The organism is Pantoea sp. M_9 (genome assembly GCF_008631385.1).
Taxonomy (GTDB): Bacteria; Pseudomonadota; Gammaproteobacteria; order Enterobacterales; family Enterobacteriaceae; genus Pantoea; species Pantoea eucrina.
In genome coordinates, this window is record NZ_VWUF01000003.1 from 125,288 (window position 1) to 144,029 (window position 18,742).

The window sequence follows — 18,742 nt, forward strand, 5'->3', positions numbered from 1 at the left end:
CTGATCTCCTGATAGCGAAAAGTTACTGGCCCTGCAGGGCTTCGCAGAACGTCTGTGTATCGCTGACCCAGCCGAAAAACGTTTCGATATTGAACAGCGCGGCCTGCTGCGCAAAATCAGGTCCGGCCTGATGCGTGGCGTCAGCCAGTACCACGCCGAAATATTCCAGAAAGAAGCCGTCACGCAGCGTGGACTCGACGCAGACGTTGGTGGCGATGCCGGTAAAAATCAGATGACGGATCCCGCGGCTGCGCAGCATGCTGTCGAGCGGGGTATTGAAAAAGCCGCTGTAGCGCGGTTTTGGCAGCACGATATCGCCCGGTTCGGGCGTCAGCGCATCCACCAGCGCATAATCCCAGGTGCCTTTCGCCAGCAGGGTGCCCTGCAGCTCAGGCTGGCGGCGCATGGTTTTCAGCGCATTGGATTTGTGAAAATTGGGGGAGCCCGCATCGCCCGCCTCGGTGTAATCGCTGTCCCAGCCGTTCTGGAACCAGATAATCTGTACGCCGGCGGCGCGTGCCGCGGTGACCGCCTGATGAATTCTGGCGATAACCGGCTCGGTGGCAGAGACATCAAATCCCGCCAGGTCGAGATAGCCGCCTTTAGTGGCGTAGGCATTCTGCATATCGACGACAATCAGCGCGCTCTGTGCCGGAGGCAGAGCGATCGCCTCCGGACGCGCGGGCAGAGTGATATGCGGTGTGGTGCCGGTGTGCGCGCAGGTGACGGTTTTCATTATGCTACCTCCTGCGCCGCGGCGATCACGTTGCGACGGCACTGCATCAGCGGCTGTATGCGCTGGCCGAACGCTTCAATCCCCTCCAGGAAATCATCAAAGGTCAGCAGCACGCCGTGCGTACCATCAACCTGAGCCACTTCATCCAGCATGCGTGCCACGCTGGCGTAAGAGCCAACTAACGTGCCCATATTGATGTTAACGGCGGAGGTCGGGTCAGCCATCTGACGCACGTTAGTATCGCTGCCTGAACGGGTATCCTGCTGGCTCTGAGTAGTAAGCCACGCGAGCGCCTCTTCATCGGCGCCGGCTTTGTAGTGCTCCCATTTTGCGCGGGCCGCTTCGTCGCTCTCGGCGGCGATGATCATAAACAGAACGTAGGAGCCAACATCGCGGCCCGCCTGCTCAGCAGCAAGCTTCATGCGGGCTGCGGTCGGTGCAAAAGCGGCTGGCGTATTGACGCCCTTACCAAAGCAAAAGTTATAGTCGGCATGCTGAGCTGAAAACGCCATGCCCGCATCACTCTGTCCGGCGCAGATCACTTTCATTGGCTTCTGCGGCCGCGGACTGACGCGACAGTCGTTCATCGTGAAAAAATCACCTTTGAAGTCGCTCTGGCCGGTTCCCCATAAATCGCGCAGCACCGTGACATATTCAGTCAGGTATTGATAACGACTGGCAAAATAGTCATCCCCCGGCCAGATCCCCATCTGTTCATACTCTGGTTTCTGCCAGCCGGTGACGAGGTTTACGCCAAAGCGTCCGCCAGAAATTGAGTCGATGGTCGCAGCCATACGCGCCACGATGGCGGGTGGCAGCGTCAGCGTGGCAGCCGTGGCGTAGATCTCAATCCGCGAGGTGACTGCCGCCAGGCCAGCCATCAGCGTAAAGGACTCCATATTGTGATCCCAGAACTCCGTTTTGCCGCCGAAGCCGCGCAGCTTGATCATCGAGAGCGCAAAATCGAAGTGATAGTGCTCAGCGCGCTGCACAATCGCTTTATTGAGTTCAAAGGTAGGCATGTACTGCGGCGCATGCGTGGAGATCAGCCAGCCGTTATTGCCAATCGGAACAAAGACACCAATTTTCATATGTCACCTCTTTGCAGTGATAGGACGGTTTCACGCGCTGCGCTGCTTCCTGCACGCATCCTGCGGGCGGCGCTCTCTCTCCTGATTGCAAGTCGCGTGCCACATAAATAATTTTGATATTTATCATTGAGATATAAACCGCCGATCGACCAGCCGGAACGGCGCTGCGATTTTCAGACCATTTGGTCAAAACAAATGCACAGCGATCAGGCAGCCGTCGGGCAAAAAAGGTGCAGACCGCCATATCTGCCAGCTGTGTTATGATGTGAATTCACGACAGGGAGAGGTAACAGTATGAAAAACGATGAGAAAAAACCGCGCCGTCGTTCGCAGGCGGCGACAGCAAAACGCGCCGCTATTCTGCAGGCGGCGCTGGCGCTGTTTTCCCAGTTCGGTATTCATGGCACCAGTCTTGATCGCGTGGCTGAGGGAGCCGACGTGTCAAAAACAAATCTGCTCTACTATTACCCTTCAAAGGAAGTGTTGTATGTCGCCGTGCTGAAAGAGATTCTGGATGTCTGGCTGGCACCGCTGCGCGCGCTGCGCGCCGACCAGGATCCCCTGACGGCCATTCGCCACTATATTCGCCTGAAGCTTGAGGTCTCCCGCGATCATCCTCAGGCATCCCGGCTGTTCTGTCTGGAGATGCTTCAGGGGGCACCGCTGCTGCGTGGTGAACTGGCGGGCGACTTAAAAGCGCTGGTAGAGAGCAAGGCGGCGATTGTTGAGCAGTGGATCAGCGCCGGACAGCTGGCTGCCGTGCAGCCGCAGCATCTCTTTTTTATGCTCTGGGCCACCACGCAGCACTATGCTGACTTTGCCTCGCAGGTTGAGGCGGTCACCGGGCAGACGCTGCAGGATCCCGGCTTTTTTGCACAGACGTTGCAGAACGTAGAGCGGATGATTATCGAAGGCATTCGCGTGCGCTAACGATTGATGGAGGAGAAGCATGGATTCGCTGTCGCAACTGGCGCTGGGCGCTGCAGTTACCGTTGCCGTCATGAACCGCCGGGTACCGGTATGGCAGGCGGCTCTGGCGGGGGCCGTCGCCGGCACGCTGCCGGATCTGGATGTGTTCGTCGATCACGGCGACGCAATACGCAATATGACGCTGCATCGCACCGAGAGCCATGCGCTGCTGATCCTGACGCTGCTCGCGCCGCTGGCCGGCTGGCTGGTCGCCGGGGTTACCCGCAGCAAAACGCACTGGCGCCGCTGGTGCCTGGCGCTCTGGCTGGCGCTGATCACCCATCCGCTGCTCGATCTCACTACCGTGTACGGTACCCAGCTTGGGCTGCCGCTCACTGACTATCCGTTTGCCATCGGCAGTATGTTTATTGTCGATCCGCTCTATACGCTGCCGCTGCTTGTGGCACTGGGCGTAGCGCTATGGCGGCGTGATGCCACCGGCGTGCGCTGGACCCGCCTGGGCCTGTTAATCAGCACGCTTTATCTGGGCTGGAGCATGGTGATACAGGATGTCGCCACGCGGCAGATTGAACAGCAGCTGGCGCAGCAACAGGTTGTATCACAGCGGCTGCTGGTCACGCCGACGGCGTTCAATACGCTGGTCTGGCGCACGGTCATTATTACGCCCGATCGCTATGGTGAAGCGTACTGGTCACTGTTTTCACCCCGGCGGCCGTTACAGATTGCGTGGCACGATCGTCAGATGGCGCTGCTGACCCCTTTCAAAGGGCAGTGGCATGCGGAGCGCGTCGTCTGGTTCAGTCACGGTTTTTACGCGCTGCGTCAGCAGGCGGGCAATACGCTGATCAGCGATTTGCGTATGGGTGAGGCGCCCGATTACACCTTTACTTTTAATCTTGGCAGACCGGCAGCGCCGGCAGCGGCGCCGCAGCGTGAGGCGGCCGCACGCCCGTCACTCCAGCGTGCCTGGCATCAGTTCCGGCAGCGGTTATAAATGAAAAAGGCCCGCAGCAGCGGGCCTTAAACAGAAGGGGATCAGGCTTTACGGCGCCGCAGCAGCCAGCCCATGGTGAGCAGCATAAACCACAGCGGCGTAACCATCAGCGCCTGACGGGTATCCTCCTGCAGCGTCAGCAGCACCAGCACGAAAGCAAAAAATGCCATGCAGACCCAGCACATAATCTTGCCCAGCGGCATCTTGAACGTTGACGACGCGTGACGCTGCGGATGCTGTTTACGGTAGGCCAGGTAGCTGCAGAGAATGATGGTCCAGACAAACATAAACAGAATAGCGGATACCGTGGTCACCATGGTAAACACCGTCATCACATCCGGGATCAGGTAGATCAGCGCGACGCCGCCCAGCAGGCAGAGACAGGAGAAGAACAGGCCGGTGGTGGGTACGGCGCGTGCAGAGAGACGACCAAACGCCTTATGCGCCACGCCCTGTTCTGCCAGGCCATACAGCATGCGGCTGGTAGAAAAAATGCCGCTGTTGGCTGACGAGGCCGCTGAGGTCAGTACCACAAAGTTAACGATGCTCGCAGCAGCGGGCAGGCCAATCAGCACAAACATCTCTACAAACGGGCTGCGATCCGGCATTACCTGATTCCATGGCGTAACGGCCATGATCACCAGCAGTGCCAGCACGTAAAACATAATAATGCGCAGCGGTATGGCATTGATGGCGCGGGGCAGAACCTTGTGCGGATCTTTGGTCTCTGCCGCGGCGGTACCTACCAGCTCAATACCGACAAAAGCGAACACGGCGATCTGGAAGCCGGCGAAAAAGCCGCTCAGTCCTTTCGGGAACATCCCGCCATGCTGCCAGATATTGCTGAGCGATGCCGTGCTGCCGCCGGGTGAAGGGTAGTGCGTGCTGACCAGCACAATGCCGGTAATAATCAGGGCAACGATGGCAACAATTTTAATAATCGCAAACCAGAACTCCATTTCCCCAAAGAGTTTGACTGTGGCGATATTAAGCGCCAGAAAGACAAAGACGCACAGCAGCGCGCTCATCCAGATAGAGAATCCGGGGAACCAGAGCTGAAAATAGGCGCTGATGGCGACCACATCCGCAATGCCGGTGACGACCCAGCAGAACCAGTAGGTCCAGCCGGTGAAGTAGCCCGCCCACGGGCCGAGCAGATCGGCCGCGAAATCGCTAAATGATTTATATTCCAGATTAGAGAGCAGCAGCTCCCCCATCGCGCGCATAACAAAAAACAGCATGAAGCCGATGATCATATAAACAAAAACGATCGACGGACCCGCCAGGCTGATGGTTTTGCCTGACCCCATAAAGAGCCCGGTTCCGATAGCGCCGCCAATCGCAATAAGCTGAATATGACGGTTATGCAGGTTGCGCCGGAGTTTTTCCGGCTGTTCAGCCTCACTGAGGGCTGCTTTGGATTGATCAACCATAAAGATAGCTTTCCTGTCTTGATGTTGTGTCAGCTCTGATGGCTGTTGAAATACGTGCCTTTGCACAGGGCAAGAGCGCATAAGATAGAGGAAAGGCCACCGGGTCTGGTAATTGTTTTTTAACCTTTGTGACCTTTTGCGTTTTTTGCTCTGTCAGCAAATATTTACATGGTTGCTCTTTTGGTCACTTTGCGTAAATAAGCAGCATTTTTTCCCGGAAGAACAGGCAGATGAGGCAGGCCAGCTACACTTAGTCACAGGTTTACAATGTGATAAGGCAGAGATCGTGCGCGCACTCATTGCGACAGGAATAATTGCTCTGGCGGGGTGGTGGAGTTTGCCCTGGCTGAAATCGCAGCTTCCGGCGCAGTGGAATCCGTTTATTCCGCTTAACGTCACGGATGCGCCAGGCTGGATAACGCGTTACAAGCTGGAGAAACTGCGTCACGATCCAGCCGCCTGTCTGGCGGTGCTGGAGCGCGCCAGTGCGCAGGGGCGGGTAAGTTTTCGCACGACGCCTCCGGTGCGGGGCGACTGCACCATTGAACAGCCGGTTCGTATCAGCCAGTTTGGACCAGTTACGCTCAGCAGCAGTTTTCTTGCCAGCTGTCCGATGGCCGTGGCAAGTACAATGTATGTCACGCGCAGTAATGCTGCACTACAGCAGGCGGGTATCACCAGTCCGCTGCGCCGTATTGAGCATGTTGGCAGCTACGCCTGCCGCAACGTCTATCATCGCCAGCAGGGACGCCGCAGCGAACACGCTACGGCAGAGGCGTGGGATGTCACCGCTTTTCAGCTGGCCGATGGTCGCTGGTTACGGGTCGCCAGAAACTGGCAGCAGCCCGCCAGCAGCGCGGCGGGTTTGCATGCGCTCTGGCGCAACGGCTGTGCCAGCTTTGGAAACGCACTGGGGCCGGATTACAATGCAGCTCACACCACACACTTTCATCTGGGCATGCGCGGCGGCGGATTTTGCCGCTGAGACAGCAGGCCGTTAATTTTAAAGCCAGGCAGACTTAATAGTTAATTTGCGGCAACGCTATTTTAGATCCAGTTCGTTAAAGACGCGACAGGCGTAATGACAAATGAGAACCATTACTCAACTAATTTTTAATATTGAAATAAGTCTGCATTAAATAACGCCCGTCTGTTTTGATAATGAGACATGCCTGAAGAATTTATTCACTCATCGGAGATTAACGCGGGTGCCGGTCTCAGACTCTCCAGACCAATCTGCAGCGGATATCATCATATTGTAAGAATTATATTTGTCAGCCGCCTTACGATGTTTCCATTTCAGCGGCTGACAGCAGCTTATGCTAAACCGGCAGGCCGCACCGCCGGGAAGTTGTGTCATCACGCATGGCGCTGGCATCAGCGTGGCGCTGATGCAGGCAGCTCAGGAGTGCGGATCGCCAGATGTCACTTCAATTATAAGTGGAATTAAAAACCGTCCATGACTAAATCATTTAGCACTTTTAATAGAAGGTGAATCTCCCTGCTTATCATTATTTTACTTAAAATCGATGCTAAACTTTTATCCATCTAATAATTAATTTTAATGGCTGTAAGATTGAAACTTTATCAGAAAAATCCTATGCTGGTTTCACGTATCTTTACCCGCCAGAGACCTGGTAATCAGGCCACGGTTGCGCTTGCTGCCTGGTAACAACCCGATAACTTTCCCGCTGTTAACGCAATCTTCAGCAGGAACCTTTTTATTCATTCCGTTCAGATTACGTCTCACAGATATAATCGGACAAGCATCAGATTAATAAAAGGCGTTAAATACGTCAGGATAATAATGACTACCGATAATTATTTTGTCTGGCGTGCCGAAACAGAAAGCGCGTTTCAGGCGTTGACGGAGGTGGTGCAATTAAAAGCACTGTTGCAAAAGCAAGTCGTCACACTGGGATTCGACTTCTTTGCATTTTTAGTGCAGCAGCCGGTTCCCTTCACCCGACCGCGTTTTTTCCTGTTCAGCACCTACCCTGAATCCTGGATCCGGCATTATGAACGGCATAACTACTATGCCGTCGATCCGGTACTGCGACTTTGCCAGAAGCCCGAGAAAGGGATTGAGTGGTGCGCTGAGATTTTCAGCGAGGCGGCTAATCTTTGGCCAGATGCACAGGCGGCGGGACTCCTGAGCGGCTTTTCTTGCTCAGCGATGGCATCAAATCGTGCCATTGGTATATTATCAATAGCATCACGCCAGCCCGGACGCTCCAGGCACCGCACCGTTGAGCTTGAAGTGCAGATAAACTTTCTGGCGGCCCTGAGCTTACAGGTTCTTGAGCGCTTAAAAGATAGCTCAATGGTGGTGCTGGCCAAGGGGTTTAGCGAGCGGGAGCTGGAAATTTTGAAATGGACAGCTGAAGGAAAAACCTCGGCAGAGATTTCGCTTATTTTGGCAATATCAGAACATACGGTGAATTTTCATCAGAAAAACATGCAAAAACGTTTTAACGTTTCAAATAAAACGCAGATTGCTTGTTATGCCGCAGCGACAGGTCTGATATAGCAAAAGGCAACTACTAATACTGGTAGTTCCCTATCCGTATTGAGTTGTCTACCCTGCGCCGGAAACTTAGCCAGGCTGGCACGATAAAAATCATTGCACACATGGGGATGTCAGAGGCGCATGATGAAAATAATTCAAACACAGCTAAAGGATATGCCTTCCTCACTGCTAGCCGAACTGGGTACCTATCGTTACAGCGTATTTGCGCGTGGCGAAGGCTGGTCAATTCCTCCGCGGCTGAGCACACCGGGGCAGGAGTACGATCGCTACGACCGTTCAGACGTGACCTGGCTTATCGCCTGGAATGCACGTAAAGGTATTTGTGGCTGCGCGCGATTACTGCCGTGGCATGAACCGGAAGTCGCTGAAGGTATCATTCTGCCGTTTGCGCAGGATAAAGTGTGGGAGATGTCGCGCTACTCCGCCCGGCTGGAGGTGGATGCGGAATTACCGCTGAATATCCTGTGGCACTCGGTGCAACTGGCAGAGCTGAGCGGCATGGAGTATCTGATTAGCTCAGCCACACCGATGCTGGAGAAGATGTTTGCGCAGCATAATGTGGTCTATGAACCGCTGACGCCGGGATTGATCCAGTCAGAAGATAATCTGTTCGCTATCCGGATCCCGGTTGAACAGCCTGCACTGGCAGAAAAATATCGCGGCACGCGGCGCTTTAGTCCGGAAGAGGTGCTGCCTTCGCTGGGCGTCTCCGTTAACTGGCAGGCGCATAACTAAAACCCCGTGCGGCGCACGGGGCTGGCCGCTTACTGACGGTAGGCGGTTTTAATCTGACGGATGGTATTGCTGAATACTTCAGCCTGAGGCTTATCAGCCAGCGCATTCTGCACATAGCGTTCCATATTGATAATTACTTTGCCGGCGTCTGCCTGTCCCATGCCTTTGAGAATCAGAGTAACCATCATTTTGAGGCAGGCAACTTCGTCAGCCAGTGCCTGAGTATCACGCGACGTTACGAAATCTTCATCACTCATCTTCAACTCCCTGGTGGTATCGATTTACACAGATTCTGTCTTTCCGTGCATAAAACAGAGAGTATATCATAGGTTTGCTTTCTCTTTCAGAGACCAGAAAAATCATTATTCGATCCAGTCAGAAGCAGGGCAGAGCAGGCCGTTTTGCTCGCCCCTCACTTTTTTGACTTAAAAACAGAAAACAGGCGGATTTATTACAACATGCTGTTATTCAATGAAATGTTAAATAAAAAAACTTTTTAGTTTGCAGGAAATGGATTTTTTTCTGAAAAGATTGAATTATTTGGTTTAGATCATTGCGTTGCAGGTTGTTCCTGTATGTCTGATGTTCAATACGCATAAAAAACGCTAAGATTACGCTCTTTTTTTATTACTTTTCTAACCTGCGGAGTATTCCCGTTGATCAGCCTGCTGCTTGTTGATGACCATGAACTGGTACGTGCCGGTATTCGTCGCATTCTGGAAGATATCAAAGGACTGGTCATTGCCGGCGAAGCGGCGTGCGGAGAGGATGCAGTAAAATGGTGCCGTCAGCATGCGGTAAATGTTGTCCTGATGGACATGAACATGCCGGGCATCGGCGGACTGGAAGCGACGCGCAAAATTGTGCGCTACAACCCTGATATTCGCATCATTATGCTGACTATTCACACCGAAAATCCGCTGCCAGCCCGGGTGATGCAGGCGGGTGCCTCAGGCTATCTGAGCAAAGGCGCTGCGCCTCAGGAGGTGGTCAGCGCCATTCGCGCCGTCCACGCTGGACAGCGCTATATCGCCTCAGATATTGCTCAGCAAATGGCGTTGAGCCAAATCGAGCCGCAGAAAGCGGAATCGCCCTTCAGTTGTTTGTCGGAACGGGAATTGCAGATTATGCTGATGATTACCCGGGGACAAAAAGTTACGGAGATATCCGAACAGTTGAACCTGAGCCCGAAAACCGTTAACAGCTACCGCTATCGTATGTTCAGTAAGCTAAACATCAGCGGTGATGTAGAGTTAACGCATCTGGCCATTCGTCATGGTCTGTTCAACGCGGAGCCATTAATAAGTAGTGAGTGAACTCTTTAATCCCAAAGCCTTTCTCAGCACCGTAACCAGCCAGCCTGGCGTCTACCGAATGTATGACGCGGCCGGTACGGTGATCTATGTCGGTAAAGCCAAAGACCTCAAAAAACGCCTCAGCAGCTACTTTCGTACGCAGACCGGCAGCCGTAAAACGGATGTGCTGGTCAGTAATATCTGTAACATCGACGTTACGGTTACGCATACTGAGACCGAAGCGCTGCTGCTGGAGCATAACTACATCAAGCTTTACCAGCCACGCTATAACGTGCTGCTGCGCGATGATAAATCGTACCCCTATATTTTTCTCAGCGGCGATACGCACCCCCGGCTGGCGATGCATCGCGGTGCCAAGCATGCCAAAGGTGAATATTTTGGCCCCTTTCCTAATGGCTATGCGGTACGTGAGACGCTGGGCCTGCTGCAGAAAGTCTTTCCTATTCGCCAGTGTGAGAACAGCGTCTACCGCAATCGCTCGCGCCCCTGTTTACAGTATCAGATTGGGCGCTGCCTCGGTCCGTGCGTAGCCGGTCTGGTCAGCGAAGAGGAGTATGCCCGGCAGACAGACTATGTGCGGCTGTTTCTGGCCGGTAAAGATGATCAGGTCATCAACCAGCTGGTAGCGCACATGGAGGCGGCAAGCCAGGGATTGCGTTTTGAAGAGGCGGGGCGGCTGCGCGATCAGATTCAGGCCGTACGCCGCATTACTGAAAAACAGTTTGTCTCAAATCAGGGTGACGATCTTGATGTCATGGGCGTAGCCTATGACGCGGGCATGGCCTGCCTGCACGTGCTCTTTATCCGCCAGGGAAAAGTACTGGGAAGCCGCAGCTATTTCCCCAAAGTCCCGGCTGACACTGAGCTGACGGAGGTGGTGCAGACCTTTGTCGGACAGTTTTATCTGCAGGGAAGCGAGGCGCGCACTCTGCCTGGAGAGATCCTGCTGGATTTCAACCTGGCAGAACGCAACCTGCTGGCTGAATCACTCAGCACGCTGGCCGGCCGTAAAGTCAATATACAAACCAAACCGCGCGGCGATCGGGCACGCTATCTCAAGCTGGCGCGCACCAACGCGGCAACGGCGCTGACCACTAAGCTGTCACAGCACTCCACTGTTCAGCAGCGGCTTGCCGCGCTGGCTTCCTGGCTGAAGCTTGAGAGCATTCAGCGCATGGAGTGTTTTGATATCAGTCATACCATGGGTGAGCAGACTATCGCCTCCTGCGTAGTGTTTAATCAGGATGGTCCGCTGCGTTCTGATTACCGGCGTTACAATATCGAGGGGATCACGCCGGGGGATGATTACGCGGCGATGAATCAGGTACTGCGCCGCCGTTATGGCAAAGCGCTGGAGCAGGATAAAATTCCGGATGTCATTTTGATTGATGGCGGTAAGGGTCAGCTGGCGCAGGCGAAAGAGGTATTTGCGGAACTGGATGTCAGCTGGGATAAACAGCACCCGATTCTGCTGGGTGTCGCTAAAGGCAGCGATCGCAAGGCGGGGCTGGAGACGCTGTTTTTTGAAGCGGAAGGTGAGGGCGTTTCTCTGCCGCCGGATTCGCCAGCCCTGCATGTCATTCAGCATATTCGTGATGATGCTCACAATCATGCAATTTCAGGCCACCGTAAAAAACGCGCCAAAGTGAAGAACACCAGCGCGCTGGAAAGTATTGAAGGCATCGGACCTAAACGGCGTCAGCAGCTGCTGAAGTATATGGGAGGCCTGCAGCCGCTGATGAACGCCAGCGTGGATGAAATTGCCCGCGTACCCGGTATCTCCTTTGCCCTGGCTGAAAAAATATACCACTCGCTGAAACACTAACATTGAAACAGGGGGGGCAATGTAGGAACATACGTTAAACCCTACACACACCAGACAGTTACTGGCATATGCAATATAACATCCCAACGTGTCTTACCCTGTTTCGCGTTTTTTTGATTCCTTTTTTTGTACTGGCGTTCTACCTGCCGTTTTACTGGGCGCCTTTTGCGACAGCGCTGATTTTTGTTATTGCCGCCATAACGGACTGGTTTGATGGCTTTCTGGCGCGTCGCTGGAAACAAACCACGCGCTTTGGTGCATTTCTCGATCCGGTGGCTGATAAAGTCATGGTCGCTATGGCGCTGGTGCTGGTTGCGGAATATTTTCACGCGTGGTGGATAACCCTGCCTGCTGCCACCATGATCGCCCGCGAGATTATTATCTCTGCGCTGCGTGAATGGATGGCGGAGATTGGTAAGCGCAGCAGCGTCGCCGTCTCCTGGATTGGTAAAGTCAAAACCACGGCGCAGATGCTCTCACTGGTTGCACTGCTATGGCGTCCTGATGCTACGGTAGTAGGCGCTGGCGTGGTCGCACTCTATATCGCAGCAGTGCTGACATTCTGGTCGATGTTCCAGTATCTGAGCGCAGCACGCGGCGATCTGCTTGATAGCTGATCGATACGATTCAAAAAGCAGCAAACAGACGCAGTGGGTAATAATTTTATTGACTCACTGCGTGAGATAAGTAGAATGCATCGCATCGAACGGCAGCACAGCTGCAAGAAGCTGAATAAAAACAGTAAGTTCGGTAAAGCAGCAGTTATGCGGGAATAGCTCAGTTGGTAGAGCACGACCTTGCCAAGGTCGGGGTCGCGAGTTCGAGTCTCGTTTCCCGCTCCAGTTTCAGCAATGGGTCACTGACCGGTTGCACATCAGAATAAAGGCGCGTTGGCAGAGTGGCCATGCAACGGATTGCAAATCCGTCTACCTCGGTTCGACTCCGGGACGCGCCTCCAGTTTACACCCTGCCCGGGTGGTGAAATCGGTAGACACAAGGGATTTAAAATCCCTCGGCTTATGGTCGTGCGGGTTCAAGTCCCGCCCCGGGCACCATACAAAACACCGAATTAAAAAAGCACTATAAGTCATGTCGTAACCGCCTTCAGGCGGTTTTTTTGTGTCTGCTGTTTTTCATTCCTGACGCCCCACCGTGCGTGCCTGCATAACCCATCCCAAATCATAATGCCTGGATGACAGCCGTTTTGATCTTTCACTGCAAAACAGAACCTGTGCAGGTGACATGATTCATATTTTTCCTGCAGTGAATTGATAAAGCACCGGACAGGTGCTGGCAACGCTGCATAGCGTAGTTAATGGTCGATTTATGAAAGTTGTTCTCGAAAAGCCGCATCTATACTTTGTGCCGCATCGCGGATTTCGGGCAAACCAGTCATACACCTTATTGATAAATCCTATTTTTGCGGGTTTTCACGCCAGGAGTCTGCGCTTTAAAATGTGATTGCTGCTGCCGGAAGGGAGCCCGGCGCGAAGCCAGTAAAGATATGGAGATGACTATGTTTACTATCAATAAAGCATCCAGGCAGTCTGTTCCTGTTACTCAGCCTCCGGCAGATGCCACTGCACCAGAGGGCTGTGTATCTCTGGACTCATTCTTTAGCGATCCCTATGTCATAGAGCACCAGGCGCTGGCGGCGACGCTAAAAAAAAACCAGTCGGAAACGCTGTTAAGCAATATTTTTAATAAGCGGGATGTCTGTTTTGATTCTGAACAGAAAATAAGAGACGCTGATTACACGATAAAAGATGGATTTCTGTATCGTGCCCATTATGCGGATCCTCATACCGTGACGAGCGCGGGGATAACCCGCAATACGCAGGAAAATGAGGAGGAAAATTTTGATGATTATCTGGCAAAGCTGTTTGAGCATACCGCCGGTCACAGCAGCCAGGGAGCCGTATTATCTTTCAGTAGCCATGAGAAAACAGCTAAAAAATTTATGGCAGAAGGGAAACTCCTCCTCAAAGTAGATGCTGATAGTGAGGCGGATAAAAACGAGTTTATTTCCGTACCACAACTGATTCTGCAGCATGGCGGGCGATTGCTCAAAGCAGGAAAGATAGACAAGCTAACGCTGCTTTCTGCTCTCGATCAGCTCAACAACAGAGAGCGTGAGTTTTTTTATATTGGCAAACCTCACGGCTATCGATATGGCGAATTACCCCCGTATAAACTGGCTTTAGGTGAAGCGGCGCAGCCGGTTACTACGCATCTTCCGACCCGTGCCCCGGAGCCTGTTGCGGCAGCCGTGGTGCTCAGAGAAGATAAAACCGGTGTAGCCCGCGAGCGTATCTGCTATCCGGGAGTCAGCAGCTGCCTTACCATTACTTTCAGACATGAAAATTTTTTAGCAGGAACGCACTTAACAATAGCCACAGACAAGAAGGCTCTTAAAGATGTACTGAAAGAAATAAAAGCGCTTAACCCGAATAAACCCGTTGAGATTATTGTCGCTTCACCATTTTCTGTTTATAAAATCGGTGTGGTTGATAAAGAGTTAAATACCCGCTCAAAGTTAAAAAAAATCATCGCAAAGACTTTTCCGGATACGCCAATCCGGTTGGTTGACACCTCTGATATACGGTCGTCCCATATTCTGGTCAGTAAAACGGCATTGAGTATGTTAACGAAAGCAACTTCAGGGTTATCGGTAACCATTGTCCCGATGTGTCAGCCTTCAAAAAATCCGCTGAAACCGCTGAAACCGCTGAAACCGTCTTGCCGGACAGGCCGACGCCCTTAGCCTCACTGGCGAGCAGCAGCAGTGGTGCGGTAACGCGCTCAGCACTGAGCGCCTGGCTAAAGGAAACTGAATTACCCTCCCGCAGCAGTGAAGAACAGGTATTAAAGGATTTAAAAGAGGCTGGTTTTGCGGTCACCGCTTCTCAGCTGAAAAAAGCCTGGTCCGATGCACTGCCGGGCCATGATGCTGAGCTCGCCTCAGCGCCGGATAACCTCTCTTCTGAGATCGCCTCACCTGAAATAAAGAAATTACGCTCAATCAGAACCCTGACAACGCTGAAACATCAGCACGGAATGCCGAACCAGGATCGGCAGCGCGAACTCAATGCCCTGCTTAACATGGGTCTGCCGCTGGCTGATGTGGCGCGCCATCCGGGTAAAGAGATGCTTGAGACTATTTTAGATAAAGATATTTCCCCTGCCAGCTATCCGCAAATGAGCAGCGAGTTCAGCCAGGCTCTGGCGACGGAATACTTTGTCACGCTAGACGATGCCCTTAAAAGCGAAGAAAACCCGACAGGCGAAGTTACCCAAACCTCACTGCTCGAACCGCTGAAGCAATACCTGCTGGAAAATCGTGGTCAGCAAAATATGCACCCCTGGAATGATGGATTGATCCGCACTTTGAGTACGGCAGGAAAGGATGCGCAGGCTCAGCGAGCTGCGCGCGCATTATCTGCGGAGCTGGAGCGGGAGCCTGACATCGGCACCGCATGGAGGCCCGGCTCGTCTGCGGCGCCATCGCCTCAAGCTGAGCGCATCAGAGGTAAATTGAGTCAGCTGAGTACCTATGAAGGTTTTATGCAGGCAGAGCAGAGGCTGACCGGGCATCTTCTCCGGCGCGACAGAAATATTCAGCAGGACAGAGAAAAGCTGGCACTTAAAGCAAAAGAAGAACAGAAAAAACGAAAGGAAGCGGACCGCAAGGCGTGGGACGCCTTCAGGCGCCACATTGATAATATGGTTGCCGGGGGGCAGGATCTCAGGGCCAGACATGCCCATGAGGGAAGCGAAATCGATGCCCGTATCAGCCGGGATTATCATGCCCGCATGGATGCCTGGCAGAGTAAAAGAGAAGAGATGGGGAAGGAACTGCAGGCCATGCTGCAAGCGCTGGCAGCCAAATCCGGAACGGCTGCAGCGCGTAAGATGAGTGTGCCGGCAATAGCTAACCTGGGGCCATTGATCAGTGCGGCAGAGCAGTCAAGAGTGGAAGCTGACGCTGCTATTACGGCTTTTACCCTGGCTCTGCAGAATAATCTTACTGAGGAGGTGCTAAAGCAGCGCCTGACTGTTATGGAGCGGGCCACGAAAAAACTGGATGAAGAAGAGCAGCGCCTGTTCAGGCAGGCAGCGGGCCTGATAGAGAAAAAATTAGGCATATCACAACCCGATAAGAGCGAGGTAGAGACGTTATTAGGACGATTAACGCAGGAGGTAATGGAAGAGCGCTTCGCTGATATTGACCATGCTCCCGAACTTCCGGATCTGCCTTCGGTGGCGGGAAGAAGAACGGAGAGAGAGCCGCAAAAAATAGCCCTGGCGCGGTCTGCTTATGACAAAGTTGGCAAAGAGTAAAGCTAACAGCTAACCCCGATTTCATACGCGGAATGTCAGCAAAGAGAGCCTTTTAACATCCCGTTCGGGCAATAACTACCCGGCACAGCCGGGTAGCGGGCATTAACCCTGCGGCTGGCCGACCGGGCCTTCGCCTTCGCTGGCGCCTGGCACCGGCTGATTACTTGGCGCGTGCGGGCGGCCGTCGGCACCCACGGCATCACTGTGCTGCATGCAGCCTGCCAGTGAAAAAAGCGTAACCGCTACCAGACCTGCTTTCATAATCCACGACATACTATCCCCTTAATAAACTGCTTTTATACGCCTGCCATTCAGCGCGTTGCGCCGTTAAGCAAAGCCGCTGGAGGGATGATTTGCAAGCGAAGCGGGAGATTTAAGACCTAAGGGCGGACAGAAACGGCGCGGCGCATGCGGGCAGGGCGCTCAGTGGCGCCCTGCCGACAGGCTGCTTAGCCGAGATTACCGCTCAGGCGATCGCGAAAATCGCTACTGCGGTTATCCAGGCCGGTAAAGGTAACGGTGGCACCGTGACGCTGATAACGGTATTCGATAGCGTCCAGCGCGGCGACGCTGGAGGCGTCCCAAATCTGGGCGTGCGTCAGATCGATAGTGACCTGACTCGGATCGTGGCCATAATCAAAGTGCTCGAACAGGTCATTACTGCTGGCGAAAAATAGCGGACCGCGCACGGTGTAGTGAACCCGATCGCCTTCCGGGCTGAGCGTGCGCTCGGCATGGATAACATGGGCGATACGCCGGGCAAACAGCATCATGGCCAGAATCACGCCGAGCAGCACGCCAATCGCCAGGTTGCTGGTCCAGACGGTGATCGCCACAGTTACCACCATCACCAGCGTTTCTGACCACGGCATCCGTTTCAGCGTTGCGGGCTGCAGGCTATGCCAGTTAACGGTTTTTACCGCCACCACCATCATAATGCCTGCCAGAACCACCATCGGGATCTGCGCCATGATATGGCTCAGACCAGTAACCAGCAGCAGCAGTACCAGCGCAGCCGCTACGGTTGAAACCCGGGTGCGTGCGCGGCCCAGTTCGACGTTAACAATTGTCTGCCCAATCATGGCGCAGCCGGCAATGCCGCCGTAAAAACCGGCGAGAATATTGCCAATGCCCAGCGCCCAGGATTCGCGCCGTTTTCCTGACGGCGTGTCGGTAAGATCGTCCACCAGTTTTGCCGTCAGCAGCGACTCCATCAGGCCGACAAATGCGACGGAAAGCGCGGCCGGCCAGACGATCTGTAGCGTCTGCAGGTTCAGCGGCACCAGCAGCTCAGTAAAGCCGGGCAGTCCGGCACTCATCGGACCTTCATCGCCTACGCTGGGTACGCGATAACCGAGCAGCAGAGCGACGGCGGTAACCACGACAATGGCAACCAGCGGTGAGGGAACACTTTTCAGCACGCGCGGCAGCAGCAGAACAATGGCCAGCGTGGCGGCAAACAGACCCCAGACCAGCGCAGAGTGACCCCAGACGTGCGGCACTTGTGCAAAGAAAATCAGTACGCCCAGCGCGTTGACAAAGCCCAGCATCACCGAACGCGGGATATAACGCATCATGCGCGAAAGGCCGGTGACGCCAAACACAATCTGAATAACGCCAGCCAGAATCACGGCAGGCAGAATATAGGCCACGCCGTGCGCATGAACCATCGGGCCGATAACCAGCGCCACTGAACCGGCAGCAGCGGTCACCATTGCCGGACGGCCGCCCAGCAGTGAGAGCGTAAGACAGAGCACGACCGAAGCGATCAGACTGACTTTGGGATCAACACCCGCAATAACAGAGAAAGAGATAACTTCAGGAATGAGTGCCAGCGCGGTGATCACCCCGGCCAGGCATTCGCGGGTAAGCAGGGCGGGTGAACGCAGAACGCGGGCGACCGTTAAATCGCCCGCGTCAGCACTATTGCGATCGGTTTGTGAATTCATAAGGTGTGCGGACTCTTAAGTTATAAAGCGTATGCGGCAGCGATGCAGCAGAAGAACAGGATGTGTAGCGTGCGAATGTTACCGGGCATTGATGGCTCAGGCCAGCGAAAGAGAGAGAGCAGCAGGGTAAAAAAATAACCTCTGCAGGTGGAAATCCAAAAACACCTGCAGAGGCGACGCAAAAGCATCATTCGTTACTGAATCGTCAGCCGATTCATAGCGCTAAAGTTATACAAATATAGGGTTTGTGTACAACTAATTTCCTAAGCATTTTGTGCCATATTAGTCTGTTAGCGAGGATAACTGCAGAATGTGGTCTGATGTGTACAGGTTTTTAACTCAAATCGATACAACCTTTTCCCTTTTATAGCGGCGTGAATTATAATTACGCCTTCTTTTAGTTAGGTATCTAACCATTAGGTGGCTAATCTTGACGAACTACCCGCAGCCCTTTTCCCGGCTTTTACATCAGACGGCTCACGCATGGCGTCTGGCGGTCGATCGCCGGCTGAAAGAGAGTGACCTGAGTATGAGCAGCTGGATGGCGATTGCCAGCGTCGCCGCCGCCAGTCAGCCGCTGACGCAGAAAGCGCTGGCGCAGCAGCTGGGTCTGGAGGATGCGAGCGTGGTGCCGCTGGTGGATCGGCTTGTAAAGCAGCAGCTGCTGGCTCGTCTGCAAACGCCGGAAGATCGGCGTAAGCGTCTGCTGGTGCTGACGACGCAGGGAGAACAGGCGTTTACCCAGGTCAAAGCTCAGGCAGACGATCTGCGCAGTCAGCTGCTGGCTGATATCGATCCCGCTGCGCTGGCTGTCACGGAGACGGTGCTGCAGCAGCTGCTCGATCGTCTGGGTAGCGCCTGA

The 18,742-nt window shown here is 53.8% G+C and carries 17 protein-coding genes and 3 tRNA genes; 14 read left to right on the forward strand and 6 right to left on the reverse strand.

The genetic code is table 11. The features are described 5' to 3' along the window. Window positions 1–22: 22 nt before the first annotated feature. Both rutB and rutA read right to left on the reverse strand, forming a co-directional pair. Window positions 23–736: a pyrimidine utilization protein B gene (gene rutB / locus F3I15_RS07385; protein ID WP_039383697.1), complete on the reverse strand. Its 714-nt coding sequence runs from the start codon at window positions 734–736 to the stop codon at window positions 23–25. Then, window positions 736–1,827 (reverse strand): pyrimidine utilization protein A, encoded by a 1,092-nt coding sequence (rutA, locus tag F3I15_RS07390; protein ID WP_150017290.1) that lies wholly within the window; start codon window positions 1,825–1,827, stop codon window positions 736–738. Before rutA ends, rutB begins: the two co-directional genes overlap by 1 nt. A 294-nt stretch (window positions 1,828–2,121) precedes the next feature. Between rutA and rutR the strand changes: the two genes are divergently transcribed. Both rutR and F3I15_RS07400 read left to right on the forward strand, forming a co-directional pair. Continuing rightward, window positions 2,122–2,757: an HTH-type transcriptional regulator RutR gene (gene rutR, locus F3I15_RS07395; protein WP_150017291.1), complete on the forward strand. Its 636-nt coding sequence runs from the start codon at window positions 2,122–2,124 to the stop codon at window positions 2,755–2,757. A gap of 19 nt (window positions 2,758–2,776) precedes the next feature. Beyond that, window positions 2,777–3,751 carry a metal-dependent hydrolase gene (locus tag F3I15_RS07400; RefSeq protein ID WP_150017292.1) on the forward strand — a complete coding sequence of 325 codons (975 nt, stop codon included), beginning with the start codon at window positions 2,777–2,779 and terminating at the stop codon, window positions 3,749–3,751. A 41-nt stretch (window positions 3,752–3,792) separates the two neighbouring features. On the opposite strand, the gene cycA is transcribed toward F3I15_RS07400, so the two are convergent. Continuing rightward, window positions 3,793–5,184, reverse strand: coding sequence for a D-serine/D-alanine/glycine transporter (gene cycA / locus F3I15_RS07405; RefSeq protein ID WP_039383706.1), 1,392 nt, complete (start codon window positions 5,182–5,184; stop codon window positions 3,793–3,795). Window positions 5,185–5,470: 286 nt separating this feature from the next. On the opposite strand from cycA, the gene F3I15_RS07410 reads away from it, so the two are divergent. The 3 genes from F3I15_RS07410 (at window position 5,471) to F3I15_RS07420 (ending at window position 8,449) form a co-directional block, all read left to right on the forward strand. Continuing rightward, window positions 5,471–6,169 (forward strand): extensin family protein, encoded by a 699-nt coding sequence (locus F3I15_RS07410; protein ID WP_150017293.1) that lies wholly within the window; start codon window positions 5,471–5,473, stop codon window positions 6,167–6,169. 822 nt (window positions 6,170–6,991) lie between these two features. Further along, on the forward strand, window positions 6,992–7,714 hold the full coding sequence (gene sdiA, locus F3I15_RS07415) for a transcriptional regulator SdiA (protein ID WP_150017294.1): 723 nt from the start codon (window positions 6,992–6,994) through the stop codon (window positions 7,712–7,714). 123 nt (window positions 7,715–7,837) lie between these two features. After that, window positions 7,838–8,449, forward strand: a complete 612-nt coding sequence (locus F3I15_RS07420) for an acyl-homoserine-lactone synthase (RefSeq protein WP_071668718.1) — start codon at window positions 7,838–7,840, stop codon at window positions 8,447–8,449. A gap of 29 nt (window positions 8,450–8,478) precedes the next feature. Here F3I15_RS07420 and F3I15_RS07425 read toward each other — a convergent pair whose 3' ends face one another. Further along, window positions 8,479–8,706: a DUF2594 family protein gene (locus F3I15_RS07425; protein ID WP_145888126.1), complete on the reverse strand. Its 228-nt coding sequence runs from the start codon at window positions 8,704–8,706 to the stop codon at window positions 8,479–8,481. A 399-nt stretch (window positions 8,707–9,105) separates the two neighbouring features. Between F3I15_RS07425 and uvrY the strand changes: the two genes are divergently transcribed. The 8 genes from uvrY to F3I15_RS07465 all read left to right on the forward strand — a co-directional run bounded on the left by uvrY (window position 9,106) and on the right by F3I15_RS07465 (window position 15,931). Beyond that, entirely contained in the window at window positions 9,106–9,765 is a 660-nt protein-coding gene (gene uvrY, locus F3I15_RS07430) for a UvrY/SirA/GacA family response regulator transcription factor (RefSeq protein WP_150017295.1), read from the forward strand. Beyond that, window positions 9,758–11,590 (forward strand): excinuclease ABC subunit UvrC, encoded by a 1,833-nt coding sequence (uvrC, locus tag F3I15_RS07435; RefSeq protein ID WP_150017296.1) that lies wholly within the window; start codon window positions 9,758–9,760, stop codon window positions 11,588–11,590. Before uvrY ends, uvrC begins: the two co-directional genes overlap by 8 nt. A gap of 68 nt (window positions 11,591–11,658) precedes the next feature. After that, window positions 11,659–12,207, forward strand: coding sequence for a CDP-diacylglycerol--glycerol-3-phosphate 3-phosphatidyltransferase (gene pgsA / locus F3I15_RS07440; protein WP_150017297.1), 549 nt, complete (start codon window positions 11,659–11,661; stop codon window positions 12,205–12,207). A gap of 149 nt (window positions 12,208–12,356) precedes the next feature. Further along, window positions 12,357–12,432, forward strand: a tRNA-Gly gene (locus F3I15_RS07445). A 42-nt stretch (window positions 12,433–12,474) separates the two neighbouring features. Then, a tRNA-Cys gene (locus F3I15_RS07450) sits at window positions 12,475–12,548 on the forward strand. Window positions 12,549–12,559: 11 nt separating this feature from the next. Continuing rightward, window positions 12,560–12,645: transfer RNA gene (locus F3I15_RS07455), tRNA-Leu, on the forward strand. A gap of 461 nt (window positions 12,646–13,106) precedes the next feature. Beyond that, window positions 13,107–14,354, forward strand: a complete 1,248-nt coding sequence (locus F3I15_RS07460) for a hypothetical protein (protein ID WP_150017298.1) — start codon at window positions 13,107–13,109, stop codon at window positions 14,352–14,354. After that, a complete protein-coding gene (locus F3I15_RS07465; RefSeq protein WP_150017299.1) occupies window positions 14,279–15,931 on the forward strand; it encodes a hypothetical protein in 1,653 nt (550 codons plus the stop codon). Before F3I15_RS07460 ends, F3I15_RS07465 begins: the two co-directional genes overlap by 76 nt. 102 nt (window positions 15,932–16,033) lie before the next feature. On the opposite strand, the gene F3I15_RS18195 is transcribed toward F3I15_RS07465, so the two are convergent. After that, on the reverse strand, window positions 16,034–16,204 hold the full coding sequence (locus tag F3I15_RS18195) for a hypothetical protein (RefSeq protein WP_039383726.1): 171 nt from the start codon (window positions 16,202–16,204) through the stop codon (window positions 16,034–16,036). Window positions 16,205–16,380: 176 nt separating this feature from the next. Next, the gene (locus F3I15_RS07470; protein WP_150017300.1) at window positions 16,381–17,880 is read right to left on the reverse strand and encodes a SulP family inorganic anion transporter; all 1,500 of its coding nucleotides are present in this window, start codon (window positions 17,878–17,880) and stop codon (window positions 16,381–16,383) included. A 430-nt stretch (window positions 17,881–18,310) separates the two neighbouring features. Between F3I15_RS07470 and F3I15_RS07475 the strand changes: the two genes are divergently transcribed. Continuing rightward, window positions 18,311–18,742 (forward strand): MarR family winged helix-turn-helix transcriptional regulator, encoded by a 432-nt coding sequence (locus tag F3I15_RS07475; RefSeq protein ID WP_150017301.1) that lies wholly within the window; start codon window positions 18,311–18,313, stop codon window positions 18,740–18,742.

What these genes read in the sequence shown, in the direction of transcription:
- F3I15_RS07420 (WP_071668718.1), top strand. Translation starts at nt 7,838, where the DNA reads ATGAAAATAATTCAAACACAGCTAAAGGATATGCCTTCCTCACTGCTA.
- F3I15_RS07470 (WP_150017300.1), bottom strand. Translation starts at nt 17,880, where the DNA reads ATGAATTCACAAACCGATCGCAATAGTGCTGACGCGGGCGATTTAACG.
- rutA (WP_150017290.1), bottom strand. Translation starts at nt 1,827, where the DNA reads ATGAAAATTGGTGTCTTTGTTCCGATTGGCAATAACGGCTGGCTGATC.
- F3I15_RS07460 (WP_150017298.1), top strand. Translation starts at nt 13,107, where the DNA reads ATGTTTACTATCAATAAAGCATCCAGGCAGTCTGTTCCTGTTACTCAG.
- F3I15_RS07425 (WP_145888126.1), bottom strand. Translation starts at nt 8,706, where the DNA reads ATGAGTGATGAAGATTTCGTAACGTCGCGTGATACTCAGGCACTGGCT.
- sdiA (WP_150017294.1), top strand. Translation starts at nt 6,992, where the DNA reads ATGACTACCGATAATTATTTTGTCTGGCGTGCCGAAACAGAAAGCGCG.
- rutR (WP_150017291.1), top strand. Translation starts at nt 2,122, where the DNA reads ATGAAAAACGATGAGAAAAAACCGCGCCGTCGTTCGCAGGCGGCGACA.
- rutB (WP_039383697.1), bottom strand. Translation starts at nt 736, where the DNA reads ATGAAAACCGTCACCTGCGCGCACACCGGCACCACACCGCATATCACT.
- F3I15_RS07400 (WP_150017292.1), top strand. Translation starts at nt 2,777, where the DNA reads ATGGATTCGCTGTCGCAACTGGCGCTGGGCGCTGCAGTTACCGTTGCC.
- F3I15_RS18195 (WP_039383726.1), bottom strand. Translation starts at nt 16,204, where the DNA reads ATGTCGTGGATTATGAAAGCAGGTCTGGTAGCGGTTACGCTTTTTTCA.
- pgsA (WP_150017297.1), top strand. Translation starts at nt 11,659, where the DNA reads ATGCAATATAACATCCCAACGTGTCTTACCCTGTTTCGCGTTTTTTTG.
- cycA (WP_039383706.1), bottom strand. Translation starts at nt 5,184, where the DNA reads ATGGTTGATCAATCCAAAGCAGCCCTCAGTGAGGCTGAACAGCCGGAA.